The following is a 16536-nucleotide window of genomic DNA, read 5'->3' on the forward strand; positions in this document are numbered from 1 at the left end:
GAGCCTCGACCATGCTGCGTATCCTGCTGATCAACGACACCGCGAAAAAAGTCGGCCGCCTCAAAGCGGCCCTGATTGAGGCCGGGTTCGAAGTCATCGACGAATCCGGCTTGACCATCGACCTGCCGGCGCGCGTCGAAACAGTGCGTCCGGACGTGATCCTGATCGATACCGAGTCACCGGGGCGCGATGTCATGGAGCAAGTGGTGCTGGTCAGTCGTGACCAACCACGACCGATCGTCATGTTTACCGACGAACATGACCCGGATGTCATGCGCCAGGCGATCAAGTCGGGCGTCAGCGCCTACATCGTCGAAGGCATCCACGCGGCGCGCCTGCAACCGATCCTCGACGTGGCGATGGCGCGCTTCGAAAGCGACCAGGCCCTGCGCGCCCAACTCCTGGCCCGGGACCAGCAACTGGCCGAGCGCAAACGCATCGAACTGGCCAAGGGCATGCTGATGAAGATGAAAGAATGCAACGAAGAACAGGCCTACACCCTGATGCGTCGCCAGGCCATGAGCCGCCAGCAGAAGCTGATCCAGGTGGCCGAGCAGATCATTGCAATGAATGAGCTGCTCGGCTGAAAGCCTTGCAGTGCCTGACCCGGCGCTATCGCGAGCAAGCTCGCTCCCACATGGGTTCTAGGGTGAACGCAGCATTCGCTAGCGCCCCAGATCAAGTGTGGGAGCGGGCTTGCTCGCGAAGGCGGTGGGTCAGTCGATATCGATGTTGGAGATGAGATTGCTTTCGCGAGCAAGCCCGCTCCCACAGAGGTCAAGTGGTGGACGCAGCATTCGCGCGCGCCCCAATCCACTGTGGGAGCGAGCTTGCTCGCGATAGGCCTTGCCCCAATCCTCTGTTGGCACAGTTCTCGCTTTAACAAACCCACAGGTAACCAACGGCGGTTGCCCCACCTACGACAAAGACGTCGCACACCCTCCTCGCCCTCTGGCGATCCGGGTTGCGGCGTTTTTTTGTTTTGGCCCCAAAGCCCGGGGCCGGTGGTGCAGCCACAGGCGGCGCACTGCTTCAAGGCACTGACTCATTTCTCGAGACTTTTACAGCTGAGGTGCGCGATGAATTCAAGCTTCTGGAAATCCGGCCACACCCCGACACTGTTCGCGGCCTTCCTCTATTTCGACCTGAGTTTCATGGTCTGGTACCTGCTCGGCCCGCTGGCGGTACAAATTGCCGCCGATCTGCAACTGACCACTCAACAGCGCGGCCTGATGGTGGCGACGCCGATCCTGGCCGGTGCCGTGCTGCGCTTGTTCATGGGCCTGCTGGCCGATCGCATTTCACCGAAAACCGCTGGCATCGTCGGCCAGGTGATTGTGATCGGTGCACTGTTCTGCGCCTGGAAACTGGGCATCCACAGCTACGAACAAGCCTTGCTGCTGGGGCTGTTCCTGGGCGTGGCCGGCGCTTCATTCGCCGTGGCCCTGCCGCTGGCGTCCCAATGGTATCCGCCACAGCACCAAGGCAAGGCCATGGGCATCGCCGGTGCCGGTAACTCGGGCACTGTGCTGGCAGCCTTGATCGCACCGGTCATGGCGGTGGCATTCGGCTGGGGCAACGTCTTCGGCTTCGCGCTGATCCCGCTGGTGCTGACCCTGGTCCTCTTCACCTGGCTGGCCAAGAACGCTCCCGAGCGACCAAAAGCCAAGTCCATGAGCGACTACCTCAAGGCCCTGGGCGACCGGGACAGTTGGTGGTTCATGTTCTTCTACAGCGTGACCTTCGGCGGTTTCATCGGCCTGGCCAGTGCCCTGCCCGGTTACTTCAACGACCAGTACGGCCTGAGCCCGGTGACCGCCGGTTACTACACCGCCGCCTGCGTCTTCGGTGGCAGCCTGATGCGTCCATTGGGCGGCGCGCTGGCGGACCGTTTCGGCGGCATTCGCACGCTGTTGGGCATGTACACCGTCGCAGCCGTCTGCATCGCGGCCGTGGGCTTCAATCTGCCAAGCTCCTACGCGGCCCTGGCCCTGTTCGTCTGCACCATGCTTGGTCTGGGTGCGGGCAACGGCGCAGTCTTTCAATTGGTGCCACAACGCTTCCGTCGCGAGATCGGCGTGATGACCGGCCTGATCGGCATGGCCGGCGGCATCGGTGGTTTTGCCCTGGCGGCGGGCATGGGCGCGATCAAGCAAAGCACTGGCAGCTATCAACTGGCGCTGTGGCTGTTCGCCAGCCTTGGCGTGCTGGCCTGGTTCGGCCTGTATGGCGTCAAGCGTCGCTGGAGGACCACCTGGGGTTCGGCAGCCGTCACCGCGGCTCGGGTATAAATAGCCCCCATGAGCCTGCAACTGAGTTTTGCCGAAGCCAGTGCCATCGGCCCGCGGGAAGAAAACCAGGACGCCCTGCGCCTGGTGACCCCGGCGCCGGCCCTGGCCGCCAGCAAGGGCTACCTGTTCGCCATCGCCGACGGCGTGAGCCAATGCGCCGATGGCGGACTGGCCGCTCGTTCGACCTTGCAGGCCCTGGCCCTGGACTACTATTCCACCCCGCAAACCTGGGGTGTCGCCCAGGCGCTGGACCGGCTGTTACTGGCACAGAATCGCTGGCTGCAAGCCAACGGTGGCGGGCAACCGCTGCTCACCACCGTCAGTGCCCTGGTCCTGCGCGGCCGGCGCTTCACCCTGGCCCACGTGGGCGATTGCCGGGTCTACCGCTGGCACGACAATCATCTGCAACGGGTCAGCGAGGATCACGTTTGGGAACAACAGGGCATGCAGCACGTGCTCAAGCGTGCCCTGGGACTGGATCAGCACCTGATCCTGGACTTCCTTGATGGAGAACTGCGCACCGACGAGACCTTCGTACTGCTCAGCGACGGCGTCTGGGCGGTTCTGGGGGATACGGCCATCGCCGCTATCCTGCGCGACCAACCGGACCTGGACAGTGCCGCGCAAACCCTGGTCAACGCCGCGCACCTGGCCGGCAGCCAGGATAACGCCAGTGCCCTGCTGGTGCGGGTCGACGCGGTGGGCGAAGCAAGCATTGGCGATGCACTGGCCCGGTTGCAGCAATGGCCCCTTCCCCCGGCCCTGAAACCGGGGCAAGTGTTCGAAGGTTGGCAGATCGAAGGTCTGCTTGGTCAAAGCCAGCAATCGTTGCTCTACCGGGTACACGATGGCCAGGGCCAACCGTGGTTGCTGAAAACCTTGCCGGGGCACCTCCGGGACGATGCCCAGGCCGGGCAGTCGTTGCTGTCGGAAGAATGGTTCCTGAAGCGGGTGGCAGGGCGGCAGTTTCCAGAAGTCCACGGCGTTCCCCAGCGTCAGCATTTGTACTACGTCATGCGGGAGTATTCCGGCAAGACCCTGGCCGAGCTATTCAACCAGGGCGGCCCATTGCCTCTGCCTCAGTGGCAGGACCTGGCGCAGCGGCTGGTGCACGCGGTGGGCCTGTTGCATCGAAGGCAGATCTTTCACCGCGATATCAAGCCGGAGAACCTGCACCTGGGCGATGACGGGGAACTGCGCTTGCTGGATTTCGGACTGGCGTACTGCCCGGGATTATCTGAAGACCAGGCCAACGTGCTGCCCGGCACGCCCAGCTATATCGCACCGGAAGCCTTCGCGGGCACCGCACCGACCGCGCAACAGGATTTGTACGCCGTCGGCGTGACCTTGTATTTCCTGCTGACGGGGCACTACCCCTACGGCGAAATCGAAGCGTTTCAGCGTCCGCGCTTTGGCGTGCCCGTCAGTGCCAGTCGCTATCGGCCGGACCTGGCCGAATGGCTCGGGCAAAGTCTGGAGCGTGCCATCGCCGCCGATCCGGCGCAGCGCTTTGAAACGGCCGAGGAGTGGTTGTTGCTGCTGGAACAGGGCGAGCGGCGCAGCTTGAGCGTCAGGCCTCGGCCGTTGCTGGAAAGGGAGCCGCTGAAGGTCTGGCGCACGTTGGCGCTGGTGTCGTTGGTGGTGAATATTGTGCTGCTGTATTTAGCGTTTCATGGCTGAAACCCAGTCGCGTCCATCGCGAGCAAGCTTTGCTCCCACAGGGGATCTGCTTCCATAAGAGATCTGCTGTGGGAGCAAAGCTTGCTCGCGATAGGCGGCCGCACTGCCCATACAAACTTTCCGGCCAAACGCTCCATTACCGGGCAACACGCTTTGATTCGGTGCAATAAATCCCTGCCCCACGCGTGCAGCCCGTCGCTTGCCCAGTAAATCCGCGCCCTCAAACCACTTGGCACAACCACTGCATAGCCTCTCTCACCATACATAAAGCCACGCCTCCAACGATGAAGGCGGTGCTTCCCGAGAGAACGGGACCAGGACAAAGGCGTCCTCGCTAGCTTGCTAGCGGGACGCCTTTTTTTGTTTTCGTAAAAATTGCCGAGCCAGTCCGAACGCCGTGATGAACGGGCTTGAGCTTGCGGAGAACCCTGATGAAAAAACTCAAACTGGTGATGATCGGCAACGGCATGGCCGGGGTTCGAACCCTCGAAGAACTGCTCAAGCTGAGCAATGAACTGTACGACATCACGGTGTTCGGCGCCGAGCCTCACACCAACTACAACCGCATCCTGCTCTCGCCCGTGCTCGCCGGCGAGCAGACGTTTGAAGAGATCGTGCTCAACGACCTGAGCTGGTACCTGGACAACAACATCAAACTACTGCTCAACCGCAAAGTCGTGGAGATCGACCGAATCAAGCGCCGGGTCATCGCCGAGGACGGCAGCGAAGCCGAATACGACCGCCTGCTGATCGCCACAGGCTCCACGCCGTTCATCCTGCCAATCCCCGGCAACACCCTGGAGGGCGTCATCGGCTACCGCGACATCGCCGACACCCAGGCGATGATCAACACCGCCAAGACCCACAAACACGCCGTGGTGATCGGCGGCGGGCTGCTGGGTCTGGAAGCCGCTAACGGCTTGAAACTGCGGGGCATGGACGTGACCGTGGTGCACCTGGGTGAGTGGCTGTTGGAACGGCAACTGGACAAGACCAGCGGTCAGTTGCTGCAAACCGCCCTGGAAAACCGTGGCCTGAAATTCCGCCTGAGCGAACAGACGCAAGCCCTGCACGACGCTGGCAATGGTCGGGTTGGCTCGGTGCAATTCAAGAACGGTGACATCATCCCGGCCGACCTGGTGGTGATGGCCGCCGGCATCCGCCCCAACACCGAACTGGCGGAAAAATCCGGCATCCCGTGCAACCGTGGGATCCTGGTCAACGACACGATGCAAACCTACGACCCGCGCATCTACGCCATCGGTGAATGCGCCAACCATCGTGGTACCGCCTACGGTTTGGTGGCACCGCTGTTCGAACAGGCCAAGGTCTGCGCCAACCATCTCGCGCAACTGGGTTTCGCCACTTACAAGGGCTCGGTCACATCGACCAAATTGAAAGTCACTGGCATCGACCTGTTCTCCGCCGGGGACTTCATGGGCGGCGAAGGCACGGAAACCATCACCCTTTCCGACCCCATCGGCGGCGTCTATAAAAAGCTGGTGATCAAGGACGACGTGCTGGTCGGTGCCTGCCTGTACGGCGATACGGCAGACGGTGGCTGGTATTTCCGCCAGATCCGTGAAAACCACGGCATCAGCGAGATCCGCGATCACCTGATGTTTGGCGAAAATGCTTTGGGCGACGTCGGCCACCAAGGCCAGGACAAGGCCATGAACATGGCCGACACCGCCGAAGTCTGCGGCTGCAACGGCGTGTGCAAGGGCACCATCGTCAAGGCGATCCAGGAGCAGGGGTTGTTCAGCGTCGATGACGTGAAAAAACACACCAAGGCCGCCAGCTCCTGCGGCTCCTGCGCCGGTTTGGTGGAGCAGATCCTGATCAACACCGTGGGCGGCGCGGCGGACGTCAAACCAAAAAGCGAGAAAGCCATCTGCGGTTGCAGTGACCTCAACCACGGGCAGATTCGCCAGGCGATCCGCGACCAGCACCTGCTGACCATCGCCGCAACCATGAGCTACTTGAACTGGCGTACCCCGAACGGCTGCGCTACCTGCCGCCCGGCGCTCAACTACTACCTGATTTCCACTTGGCCCGGCGAAGCCCACGACGATCCGCAGTCGCGCCTGATCAACGAGCGTGCCCACGCCAACATCCAGAAAGACGGCACTTATTCCGTCGTCCCGCGGATGTGGGGTGGCGTGACCAATCCGTCTGAACTACGGCGCATTGCCGATGTGGCCGACAAGTACAACGTGCCGATGGTCAAGGTCACCGGCGGCCAGCGTATCGACCTGTTGGGGATCAAAAAGCAGGATCTGCCCGGAGTCTGGAAAGACCTGGACATGCCGTCCGGCCACGCTTATGGCAAATCCATCCGCACTGTAAAAACCTGCGTGGGCAGCGAGTTCTGCCGCTTTGGCACGCAGAATTCCACCCAGTTGGGAATCGAACTGGAGCACGACCTCTTCAACATGTGGTCGCCCCACAAAGTGAAGCTGGCCGTGTCCGGTTGCCCACGCAACTGCTCGGAAGCGGGCATCAAGGACGTCGGCATTATTGGCGTCGATTCCGGCTGGGAGATGTACATCGGCGGTAACGGCGGGATCAAAACGGAGGTCGCCGAATTCTTCGTCAAACTCAAGACCGCCGAAGAAGTGCGCGAATACAACGGCGCGTTCCTGCAGTTGTATCGCGAAGAAGCTTTCTACCTCGAACGCACCGTGCACTACATGCAACGGGTCGGCATGGAGCACATCAAAAAAGCGGTACTTGAAGATCCGCAGCGACGTAAAGCCTTGCATGACCGCCTGAAGTTTTCCCTGTCGTTGGAACAGGACCCATGGAAAGAACGCCTGGAACAGCCCCATCTGAAAAAAGAGTTTGAAGCCATCCCCGTGAAAAACCTGGAGGTGCCGGCATGAACTGGCTGGATATCTGCGCACTGGAAGAGATCAACGCCCTGGGCTCGCGCATCATCAATGGCCCGAAAGGCGATATCGCGATTTTTCGTACCAGCGACGATGAGGTTTTCGCACTCGATGACCGCTGCCCGCACAAGGGTGGCCCGCTGTCCCAAGGGTTGATCTATGGCAAGCGCGTGGCCTGCCCACTGCACAACTGGCAGATCGACTTGGAAACCGGCCAGGCCCAGGCCCCGGATGTGGGTTGCGCTCATCATCATTCGGCGCGGGTCGAAAACGGCCGGGTGATGCTGGCCTTGCGGGAAGCAATCAGATGAGCCATCAAACCACCGCCTCGACCTGCTGTTATTGCGGGGTCGGTTGCGGCGTGCTGATCGAACATGACGACGAGCGCATCCTCGGCGTCAGTGGCGATCCCGCCCACCCGGCCAACTTCGGCAAGCTGTGCAGCAAGGGTTCGACCCTGCACCTGACCGGCGACCTCGCCGCGCGCGCCTTGTATCCCGAACTGCGCCTGGGCAAGGGCCTGTCCCGAGCCCGCACAGACTGGGACAGCGCGCTGGATCACGCGGCCAGCATCTTCGCCGATACCATCGCCGAACACGGCCCCGACAGCGTGGCGTTCTACATCTCCGGGCAACTGCTGACCGAGGACTACTACGCCTTCAACAAACTCGCCCGGGCGCTGGTGGGCACCAACAACATCGACAGCAATTCCCGGCTGTGCATGTCCTCCGCCGTGGTGGGCTACAAGCGCAGCCTCGGTGCCGACGCCCCGCCCTGCAGCTATGAAGACCTGGAGCTGAGCGACTGTGTGATGATTGTCGGCAGTAACATGGCCTACGCCCATCCGATCCTGTTTCGCCGCCTCGAGGAAGCCAAGTCCCGCCGGCCACAGATGAAAATCATCGTCATCGACCCACGGCGTACCGACACCTGCGACCTTGCCGACCTGCATCTGGCGATCCTGCCGGGCACCGATGTCGCCTTGTTCCATGGGATTTTGCATCTGCTGTTGTGGGAAGACTGGGTCGACCGCGATTTCATCAAGGCCCACACCGAAGGCCTGGCGGACCTCAAGAACCTGGTGCGCGACTACACCCCGGCCATGGTCGCCCAAATCTGCGGCATCAGCGTCGAGCAATTGCACCAGTGCGCCGAATGGGTCGGCACGTCGCCCAGCTTCCTGTCGTTGTGGTGCATGGGTTTGAATCAATCCACCGCCGGCAGTGCGAAGAACAGCGCGTTGATCAACCTGCACCTGGCCACCGGGCAAATCGGCCGGCCGGGCGCCGGGCCCTTCTCGCTGACCGGTCAGCCCAATGCCATGGGCGGTCGGGAAACCGGTAGCTTGTCGAACCTGCTACCGGGTCATCGCGACGCCGCCAACGCCGAACATCGCGCCGAAGTCGCCCGCTACTGGGGTGTTGAGCAATTGCCCGCGACCACGGGCTTGAGCGCCATCGAACTGTTCGAACAGGTTCGCAGTGGCAAGATCAAGGCGCTGTGGATTGCCTGCACCAACCCCGCGCAGTCGATGCCTGACCAGACGGCGGTACGGGAGGCACTGCAAGCCTGCCCATTCGTGGTGCTGCAAGAGGCCTTCCGGACCACCGAAACCGCCGTGTTTGCCGACCTGTTGCTGCCAGCGGCCAGTTGGGGCGAGAAAGAAGGCTCGGTGACCAACTCCGAACGGCGTATTTCCCACGTCCGCCGGGCGATTGCCGCACCGGGCGAAGCACGACCGGACTGGGCGATTACCGTGGATTTCGCCCAACGCTTGGAAAAACGCCTGCGCCCGGGTCAACCCAGCCTGTTCGCCTTTGAAACCCCGGCCCAGTTGTTCGATGAATACAAGCAACTGACCCGAGGCCGCGACCTGGACTTGTCCGGTATCAGCCACGCCCTGATCGATCAACTTGGCCCGCAACAATGGCCGTTCCCCGAAGGCGCCAGCAGCGGAACGCCGCGCCTGTATCTGGACGGAATTTTTCCAACCGACACTGGCCGCGCGCGGTTTGTCGCAGAGCCGTATCGCGCCGCCAAAGAGCTGCGCGATGCCCGCTACCCATTGACCCTCAACACGGGTCGACTGCGGGACCAATGGCATGGCATGAGCCGCACCGGCACCGCAGCGCAATTGTTCGGCCATGTGAACGAAGCCGTGCTCAGCCTGCACCCTGACGAACTGCTTCGCCATCGCCTGCAAGCCGGTGACCTGGTCAGCCTCAAGAGCCGCCGTGGCGCCGTGATCGTGGCGGTGGACAGCGACGACAGCGTGCGCCCCGGCCAGGCGTTTCTGCCCATGCACTGGGGCGACCGCTTTCTCAAGGGTGGGGTCAATACCCTGACTCAACCGGCCTTCGACCCCTTGTCAAAACAGCCGGAACTCAAACACAGCGGCGTGCGCCTGGAACCGGTGAACCTGCCCTGGCAGCTTTTCGCCCTGGTCGAAGACGATGTTCAACAGCACTTGGAGTCTTTGCGACCACTGTGTGAGGCGTTTGCCTACGTCAGCCTGAGCCTGACGGGGCGCGAACGTCCCGCGCTGCTGATTCGCGCGGCCAGCGCCGTCGCCCCCGACCCGCAGTTGCTGCAGGCGATCGACGAACAACTGGGACTGATCGAAGGACCGGTGCTGGCCTATGACGATCCGCGTCGTTCCATCGGTAAACGTGTGCGAATCGAGAACGGTCGCATCACCGCCATTCGCCTGGCCGGCGAAACCCTCGCCCGGCACTGGCTGCAAAACCTGTGGCTCGAAGGGCGTGCCGATGAACAGTTGCGGCGCTGGTTGCTGGCGCCTTTGAGCGCTCCGCCAGGCAATGCTGGCGCCGCCCTTGGCGGCAGCAAAACACTGTGCAACTGCATGAACGTCAGCCAGCGTGCAATCTGCTCGGGCATTGAACGTGGCCTGGACTTGCAGGGCCTGAAACAGGAATTGGGCTGCGGCACGCAATGCGGCTCCTGTGTACCGGAAATCAAACGCCTGCTGGTTGCCACCGTGCAACCAGTGGCCGCTGCCTCGTGAGGAAAAGCACTATGAACGCAAAAGTCTGGCTGGTGGGTGCAGGTCCTGGCGACCCTGAATTGCTGACCCTCAAAGCCGTACGCGCCTTGGGCGAAGCCGACGTGGTGTTGATCGACGATCTGGTCAACGATGCGGTGCTGGAGCATTGCCCTGGCGCGCGGATCATCGCCGTGGGCAAGCGCGGCGGATGCCGTTCCACGCCCCAGGCTTTTATCCATCGGCTGATGCTGCGTTATGCCCGTCAGGGCAAGTGCGTGGTGCGCCTCAAGGGCGGCGACCCGTGCATTTTCGGCCGCGGCGGCGAAGAGGCGCAGTGGCTGCGCGCGCACGGCGTCGAAGTCGAGCTGGTCAATGGCATTACGGCCGGCCTTGCGGGTGCGACGCAATGTGATATTCCGCTGACGCTGCGCGGGATTGCCCGTGGCGTGACGCTGGTCACCGCCCACACCCAGGACGGTAGCAGCCTGAATTGGGGAGCCTTGGCACAAAGCGGGACCACCCTGGTGGTGTACATGGGGGTGGCGAAACTGAGCGAGATCCGCGAACAACTGCTGGCCGGTGGCCTGGCGGCGGACACGCCGGTGGCCATGATCGAAAATGCCTCCCTGCCCCATCAGCGTGATTGCCGCAGTGATCTGGCCTCAATGGAAGCCGATGCAGGTGCGTTTCAACTCAAAAGCCCGGCGATTCTGGTGATTGGGGCGGTGGCGGGCGCTGCCGAATGGGAGGAATCGCAACCTGCGTGGGTCCAGGCTTCAGCGCTGTAGCAAATAACACAAGTGCCACCGAACCTGTGGGAGCCAAGCTTGCTCGCGATGGGGTAGGGTCAGCAACATTCATACGGGCTGACACACCGCTATCGCGAGCAAGCTTTGCTCCCACAGGTTTGGTGTTTTAACCAACTGAACTGGGGCGCGCGCGCCCCTCATTTCCCAAATCGCAGGCAAAGAAAAGCCCGGCCTAAGCCGGGCTTTTCCAGAGCTGTGGGCTAATTACTTAGCTTGGGCTTCAACTTCTGCTTCTACGCGACGGTTTACAGCGCGGCCAGCGTCAGTAGCGTTGTCGGCAACTGGGCGGGATTCGCCGTAGCCAACAGACTGAACGCGGGACGATTCAACACCGTACTGGTTGGTCAGAACGTCTTTAACGGCGTTTGCACGACGCTCAGACAGTTTCTGGTTGTAAGCGTCAGGACCGACGGAGTCAGTGTGACCTTCAACAGTGGTGCTGGTGGATGGGTACTGCTTCATGAAATCAGCCAGGTTCTTGATGTCGCCATAGCTGTTTTCTTTAACGACCGACTTGTCGAAGTCGAACTTGACGTCCAGCTCAACACGGACGACTTCAGCAACAGCTGGGCAGCCATCAGCGTCAACGGTTACGTTGGCTGGGGTGTCAGGGCACTTGTCGACGTTGTCGCACACGCCATCGTTGTCGCTGTCGGAGCAGACTTCAGCCGGAGCTGGAACTGGAGCAGCAGCAGGCTTGGAGCCGCCACCGAAGTTCACACCGATACCGACGCTTGGAGCCCACTCGGTGTCGCCCTGGTCGATGTTGTACTGAGCTTCAACGCCGGCACGGGCGTAGAAGTTGTCAGTGAAGTACAGCTTGGCACCGCCGCCAACGTTGGCGAAGGTGGAGCCGTTGCGACCGCTACGGCCGTTCTGACCGATGCTCTGATCGGAGAAACCAGCCGATACGTACGGACGCAGCATGTCGCCTGGGTTGTTGAAGTGGTACAGAGCGTCCAGGGCAGTGTTGGAGCCCTTGATGTTACGACCGTCGTCGGAACGTGCGTTGTGCACTTCGTCGTAAGCCAGACGCAGCTCAACGTCGTCGGTCAGGAAGTAGCCGATCGAACCGCCGAACAGGTTGCCGTTGTTCTTGAAGTTACGAGCGCTGTCGAATTGTTCTTTCTTGGCGAAGCCTTCGATTTCAACTGCGCCTTGGCCTTGTGCCAGAGCGCCGAACGAAGTGGCAGCAATCAAAGAACCAATGGCAAAGCCCAAGGTGTTTTTCAGTTTCATCCGTTAAATCCCCATCTGGTGATTGTAAAGCAGTCCCGCAAACCGGGGGACAACTCGGCGACAAGTCTATCAGAACTTGCCTACACGTAAGAGATATTTGCGCCGAACTAAGTTTCAGCAATACCCGCAAATTTCTCACGCAATTTATCAAGAGCGCGCTTGTAACGCATTTTTGTCGCGCTCAACCCCATGTGCATTATGTCTGCGATCTCTTGGAATTCCAGCTCTGCGACAAATCGTAGCACCAGAATTTCCCGGTCGATCGGGTTCACATGGACAAGCCAACGATCAAGCCCGCCTTTCTCCTCCGGTTTGGGCGCCTTTTCTTCGGACGCTTCCTCCAGAGGGTCCAAGCTTAAAGCGTCCATCAAGCGACGCTTTCGCCGTTCCTTGCGGTACTGCGTGATGCATTCATTGTACGTGATGCTATATAGCCACGTCTTAAACTTCGATTTCCCCTCGAAGTTCTTCAGGCCATACAGCACCTTCAACATCACCTCCTGACAGACATCGTCAGCATCACGATCGTTCCCCAGATAACGTGCACAAACGTTAAATAATGTTCTCTGGTAACGGCGCATCAATTCTTCGTAAGCACGGGTTACGTGGAAAAGTTCCGTATGCGCGCGCGCGACCAACTCCTCATCGGAGAGATCACGGGGGTCGTAGCGCGTGGATAGCGATTGGGGTTTGTTCAAAACAAGTCGGGCCGACAGTCTAGGTCAATGTGCGCCGCAGCCTGCGTTAACAGGCATTTTGCGGCGGCATACATTAGCAGGGTTTGCCGGGTTAGCGGCTACTCACATGCTGCTCCAGCAGGATCCGATTGGAGAGCGATACCAATTCGCCCTCCTCGGTCAGCAATGTGGTCTTCACCGTGCCGATCTCTTCGATCTGGCCTTCGACCTCGCCAACACGCACTTGTTGCCCAACCTCATACAATTCACGCACATAGATTCCCGCAAGAATCTGACCGGCGATTTCCCGGCTTCCCAACCCCATGGCCAGCGCAACCGCCAGACCAACGGTAATCAATACGATGACGATCACATGGTTGAGCAGGTCAGTCTTGACCTCCAACTGGCTGATCGCGACCGAAATACTGATGATGATCACCAGGCCCTGGGCAATTCGTCCCAAGCCCTGGGCGTAGTCAAGCCCGACACCTTCGGCCGCGCCACGCACCAGCCCGTTGGCCAGTTGCGCCAGCAGGACGCCCACCAGCAATACCAGCGCGGCGCCGAAAACCTTCGGCAAATACAACGCAAGCATGTCGAGCGTAGCTGAAACTCGCTCAAGGCCAAGGGATTCAGCCGCGGAAACCAGGAAAATCAGCAGAACGAACCAGTAGACGATCTTGCCGACCAAGGTCGAGATCGGCACCTGGATGCCACCGCGCGACAGCAGCTTGGTCAGGCCAGTGCCGCCCATCAGGCGGTCGAGCCCCAGTTTGGCGAGCAGTTTTGAAAGCAGGGTGTCCAGCAGCTTGGCCACCACGAACCCCAACAACAGCACCACCAGGGCGCCGAAGAGGTTGGGGATGAAATTAGCCACCTTGGTCCACAACGCAGTCATTGCCGTGACGAGGCTCTGGGTCCAGAGATCAAGTTCCATATTCAATCAGCCTTATCAGCGGTGCGAGTAACAGGTTTACGACGGGAAACCGGCGAAACATGGGCCGACCCGTTATTCAGGGCGATCATCAGCGCGGGCAACCAGCGGCCCAGCAGGCTGAACAGATCGCCGGCGCCAACCTGGCGGTTGGCGGTTTTCAGTACACGTCCCAGGCATGCATCGTCGTCCCGGCTGGACGGCGAAGCCTTGAGCATGTCGCGCAAAGACTGTTCAAACGGATCGTGCATACGCACCTCTCGTGATGTCTGTGGAAGACGCGATCAAATTTCGGCAGGTCACATGGTGCTCCGTCAAACCCAGCGTAAACGCCGGAATAGCCACCACTGCCCCAGGGCCACGCCGACCATCAACAGGCACGCGACCAGGAAGCCATAAGGGCTTTCGGAGAACGGAATACCGCCCACATTGATGCCCAAAAGACCGGTGAGAAAACTCATCGGCAGGAAGATCCCGGTGATGATGCCGAAGCGGTACATGGTGCGATTCATGCGCACCGACAGACGCCGGTCCTCGGCCTCCAGCACAAGCCCCACGCGCTCTCGGGTCAATTCCAGCTCTTCGAGGTAGCGGGTCAGGCTGTTGTTCAATTCGTTCCAGTAATCGCCATCATCTTCGACAAACCACGGCAGTTTGAGCCGTGTCATCTGGCCGAAAATATCCCGCTGGGGGGCGAGGAACCGCTTGAGCCCAGCCGCCCTTCTACGGATGTGCAAAATGGCATCATGCTCGGGGGTATACCGTTCGTCGGTATCGATCTTTTCTTCTTCACCGTCGACGATTTCCGAGAGCTGGGTGACCAGATCCTGCACCTTGTTGGTCAGGTATTGCGCCATATAAAGGATGAGTTCCGACGCGGTTCTCGGCCCCTTGCCCTCGGCCAGTTGCGTCAACAGTTCATCGGTAGCGCGCAACGGACGCAGGCGCAGGGAGATGACTCGCTGGGCGGAGGCGAAGATCCGCACCGACACCATGTCCTCCGGTTCGGCGCCCGGGTTGAGATTGATGCCCCGCAGAAACAGCAACAACTCGGTGCTGGGCAATGGCAACAGGCGCGGCCGGGTGTTCTCCTCCAGCAACAGATCGCAGTTGAACTCGCTCAGGCCACTGGATTTGCGCAGCCAGGTGTGGGTTTGCGGGTGACTGCGATCCCAGTGCAGCCACAGGCTTTCGTGGGCCTGTAACTGCAAATCGTCGAGTTCTGTCCGGGCTATCGAACGCGCGCCACCTTTGCCGTCCAGCACCAGGGCATGCACCAGCCCCCATTGCGCGTTTTCTTCCTCGAACATCCTCATCCCTTATGGCTTTGACACTTCATTCAGGCATTTTCAGCGGGCTGGGCGAAACAATCACACCGTTGTTGTCCGCATAGACATACTCGCCTGGACGAAACGTCACGCCGGCAAAGGTCACCGCGACATTGAGATCGCCGATGCCACGCTTTTCGGTTTTCATCGGATGGCTGGCCAGGGCCTGGACACCGAGGTCTGTCTGGGCGATAACGTCGACGTCGCGGATGCACCCGTAAATCACCAGCCCTTCCCAGCCGTTTTTTGCGGCTTTCTCGGCCAGCATGTCACCCAGCAATGCCCGGCGCAGCGAGCCGCCGCCATCGACTACCAACACTTTGCCGTTTCCCTTGAGTTCCACCTGCTCCTTGACCAGGGAGTTGTCCTCGAAGCACTTGATGGTCACGATTTCGCCACCGAAGGAATCGCGGCCACCGAAATTGCTGAACATCGGCTCCAACACTTGCACCAACTCCGGGTAGGCGTCGCACAGGTCGGGCGTGAGGTAATGGTTCATTGAACAACTCCTGTAAAGGCTGGAACGTCAGGCTGAAGTGAGCAACCGTTTGTGACCGGAACCACGTATCGCGTCATATCTTAGCCGCAAGCCGACAAGAGCGAAATGCCCTTGTCAGAGCCTCCGCTTCAAACTGCCTCGGCCAGCCTGGATGGATCTGCCAGCAGCGGTGCGTGCTGATCTGCCAGCCAGCGCGCCACCAGCGGCCAGACCTCAGCATGGGCCGCTTTACTGACCAGCATTTCGACATGGCCGAAATCGTCGCTGAAACCCTGCTCCCGACCCAGGCCGACAAACTGCTTGTGCGCAGAGCCGATCTGTTCGAAGAGTTTGCGACAAGCCCAGGTCGGGTCCTGCTGGTCGCCGGCCGCGCTCACCGCCAGTACTGGCACCTGCACATCGGCCAACCCCGCCCACCAGTTCTTCTGAGCATCACCGAAACGCCCGAACAGGCCATACCAGCGCATGCTCTCCAGGGCCAGACCGATGGGCTCGTCCTCCGGGCCGCGCCTGAGTCGCGAACCGGACAATTGGGCAAAACGCTTGAGGATGAAACGTCCGCTCCATTCCACCGGTGGGATCTTCAGCGGCCAATAGGTGCGGCTGACCTGGGTGCCAAAAAACGCCGCCGAAGCCACAGCCGGCTCGCCCAAATAGTGGCCGCCCAACGCGGCCGCCAGGGTGATGCCGCCCAAAGAGTGGCCGATCCAGTGCGGCACCTGCTCGCTCTGCTCACGCACAAAGGCGCCGATGGCCGGCAAATCGTAACGAGCGTAATCGGCGACGCGGTTCTTGCGGTAGTCGTGATTGCGCTGGGACAAGCCATGGCCACGCATTTCGGGAATCCACACGTCAAAGCCCAGCCGCGCAAGATAGGCCCCCAGTCCCAGGCCCTTGGGCGAATACCAGAAGCGCCGGTTGGAAAAACTGCCGTGCAGCAGGATCACGGGAACGCCGCGAACCTCGCTGCCGTCGGCCATGCCCAGTCGGGTGACGGCCAATTCAACGCTGTAGTCCGGGCTGTTGCCGGGCTTCAGACGATAGACATCTTCACTCAGATCACCACGCCGCTCAGCGCTGATCAGGGCGACAGGAAAGAGGTTGCTGCTGCTTTGCATAATGCTCTTGCACAAAAAAGGGCGGCATCCACCTGGATGCCCGCCCTACTTCAATCAAAAGGGGCC

At 60.7% G+C, this 16536-nt stretch carries 14 protein-coding genes; 7 read left to right on the forward strand and 7 right to left on the reverse strand.

Annotated features, from left to right (window positions below):
- Nucleotides 1–11: 11 nt before the first annotated feature.
- The 7 genes from AAIS01_RS18580 to cobA all read left to right on the forward strand — a co-directional run bounded on the left by AAIS01_RS18580 (nucleotide 12) and on the right by cobA (nucleotide 10654).
- Entirely contained in the window at nucleotides 12–587 is a 576-nt protein-coding gene (locus tag AAIS01_RS18580; RefSeq protein ID WP_025212689.1) for an ANTAR domain-containing response regulator, read from the forward strand.
- A 492-nt stretch (nucleotides 588–1079) separates the two neighbouring features.
- Nucleotides 1080–2291, forward strand: coding sequence for a nitrate/nitrite transporter (locus tag AAIS01_RS18585; protein WP_343470151.1), 1212 nt, complete (start codon nucleotides 1080–1082; stop codon nucleotides 2289–2291).
- 9 nt (nucleotides 2292–2300) lie between these two features.
- Nucleotides 2301–3971, forward strand: a complete 1671-nt coding sequence (locus tag AAIS01_RS18590; RefSeq protein ID WP_343470153.1) for a bifunctional protein-serine/threonine kinase/phosphatase — start codon at nucleotides 2301–2303, stop codon at nucleotides 3969–3971.
- 431 nt (nucleotides 3972–4402) lie between these two features.
- A complete protein-coding gene (nirB, locus tag AAIS01_RS18595) occupies nucleotides 4403–6856 on the forward strand; it encodes a nitrite reductase large subunit NirB (RefSeq protein ID WP_343470154.1) in 2454 nt (817 codons plus the stop codon).
- Nucleotides 6853–7173, forward strand: a complete 321-nt coding sequence (nirD, locus tag AAIS01_RS18600; protein ID WP_343470155.1) for a nitrite reductase small subunit NirD — start codon at nucleotides 6853–6855, stop codon at nucleotides 7171–7173. The genes nirB and nirD overlap by 4 nt, the downstream gene beginning before the upstream one ends.
- On the forward strand, nucleotides 7170–9887 hold the full coding sequence (locus AAIS01_RS18605) for a nitrate reductase (protein WP_343470156.1): 2718 nt from the start codon (nucleotides 7170–7172) through the stop codon (nucleotides 9885–9887). Before nirD ends, AAIS01_RS18605 begins: the two co-directional genes overlap by 4 nt.
- A gap of 11 nt (nucleotides 9888–9898) precedes the next feature.
- Nucleotides 9899–10654 (forward strand): uroporphyrinogen-III C-methyltransferase, encoded by a 756-nt coding sequence (cobA, locus tag AAIS01_RS18610; RefSeq protein WP_343470157.1) that lies wholly within the window; start codon nucleotides 9899–9901, stop codon nucleotides 10652–10654.
- Between the two features lie 225 nt (nucleotides 10655–10879).
- Here the strand turns inward: cobA and AAIS01_RS18615 are convergent, their stop codons facing one another.
- The 7 genes from AAIS01_RS18615 to AAIS01_RS18645 form a co-directional block, all read right to left on the reverse strand.
- Nucleotides 10880–11914 carry an OmpA family protein gene (locus tag AAIS01_RS18615; protein ID WP_343470158.1) on the reverse strand — a complete coding sequence of 345 codons (1035 nt, stop codon included), beginning with the start codon at nucleotides 11912–11914 and terminating at the stop codon, nucleotides 10880–10882.
- Between the two features lie 107 nt (nucleotides 11915–12021).
- Complete coding sequence (gene sigX / locus AAIS01_RS18620) at nucleotides 12022–12612, reverse strand: RNA polymerase sigma factor SigX (protein WP_042729583.1); 591 nt, start codon at nucleotides 12610–12612, stop codon at nucleotides 12022–12024.
- A gap of 91 nt (nucleotides 12613–12703) precedes the next feature.
- A complete protein-coding gene (locus AAIS01_RS18625) occupies nucleotides 12704–13528 on the reverse strand; it encodes a mechanosensitive ion channel family protein (RefSeq protein ID WP_047227144.1) in 825 nt (274 codons plus the stop codon).
- A gap of 2 nt (nucleotides 13529–13530) precedes the next feature.
- Entirely contained in the window at nucleotides 13531–13776 is a 246-nt protein-coding gene (locus tag AAIS01_RS18630; RefSeq protein WP_014337331.1) for a hypothetical protein, read from the reverse strand.
- A gap of 63 nt (nucleotides 13777–13839) precedes the next feature.
- The gene (locus AAIS01_RS18635; RefSeq protein WP_343470160.1) at nucleotides 13840–14835 is read right to left on the reverse strand and encodes a zinc transporter ZntB; all 996 of its coding nucleotides are present in this window, start codon (nucleotides 14833–14835) and stop codon (nucleotides 13840–13842) included.
- Between the two features lie 25 nt (nucleotides 14836–14860).
- Entirely contained in the window at nucleotides 14861–15352 is a 492-nt protein-coding gene (rraA, locus tag AAIS01_RS18640; protein ID WP_343470161.1) for a ribonuclease E activity regulator RraA, read from the reverse strand.
- Nucleotides 15353–15480: 128 nt separating this feature from the next.
- Nucleotides 15481–16470: an alpha/beta fold hydrolase gene (locus AAIS01_RS18645; RefSeq protein WP_343470162.1), complete on the reverse strand. Its 990-nt coding sequence runs from the start codon at nucleotides 16468–16470 to the stop codon at nucleotides 15481–15483.
- Nucleotides 16471–16536: the final 66 nt, after the last annotated feature.

This window comes from Pseudomonas halotolerans, assembly GCF_039581215.1.
Taxonomy (GTDB): domain Bacteria; phylum Pseudomonadota; class Gammaproteobacteria; order Pseudomonadales; family Pseudomonadaceae; genus Aquipseudomonas; species Aquipseudomonas tehranensis.

Excerpts from the sequence above, each read along its gene's own strand:
- nirB (WP_343470154.1), top strand. The coding sequence starts at position 4,403 with ATGAAAAAACTCAAACTGGTGATGATCGGCAACGGCATGGCCGGGGTT.
- nirD (WP_343470155.1), top strand. The coding sequence starts at position 6,853 with ATGAACTGGCTGGATATCTGCGCACTGGAAGAGATCAACGCCCTGGGC.
- AAIS01_RS18585 (WP_343470151.1), top strand. The coding sequence starts at position 1,080 with ATGAATTCAAGCTTCTGGAAATCCGGCCACACCCCGACACTGTTCGCG.
- AAIS01_RS18615 (WP_343470158.1), bottom strand. The coding sequence starts at position 11,914 with ATGAAACTGAAAAACACCTTGGGCTTTGCCATTGGTTCTTTGATTGCT.
- AAIS01_RS18645 (WP_343470162.1), bottom strand. The coding sequence starts at position 16,470 with ATGCAAAGCAGCAGCAACCTCTTTCCTGTCGCCCTGATCAGCGCTGAG.
- cobA (WP_343470157.1), top strand. The coding sequence starts at position 9,899 with ATGAACGCAAAAGTCTGGCTGGTGGGTGCAGGTCCTGGCGACCCTGAA.
- AAIS01_RS18605 (WP_343470156.1), top strand. The coding sequence starts at position 7,170 with ATGAGCCATCAAACCACCGCCTCGACCTGCTGTTATTGCGGGGTCGGT.
- AAIS01_RS18580 (WP_025212689.1), top strand. The coding sequence starts at position 12 with ATGCTGCGTATCCTGCTGATCAACGACACCGCGAAAAAAGTCGGCCGC.
- AAIS01_RS18635 (WP_343470160.1), bottom strand. The coding sequence starts at position 14,835 with ATGTTCGAGGAAGAAAACGCGCAATGGGGGCTGGTGCATGCCCTGGTG.
- AAIS01_RS18630 (WP_014337331.1), bottom strand. The coding sequence starts at position 13,776 with ATGCACGATCCGTTTGAACAGTCTTTGCGCGACATGCTCAAGGCTTCG.
- rraA (WP_343470161.1), bottom strand. The coding sequence starts at position 15,352 with ATGAACCATTACCTCACGCCCGACCTGTGCGACGCCTACCCGGAGTTG.
- AAIS01_RS18625 (WP_047227144.1), bottom strand. The coding sequence starts at position 13,528 with ATGGAACTTGATCTCTGGACCCAGAGCCTCGTCACGGCAATGACTGCG.
- AAIS01_RS18590 (WP_343470153.1), top strand. The coding sequence starts at position 2,301 with ATGAGCCTGCAACTGAGTTTTGCCGAAGCCAGTGCCATCGGCCCGCGG.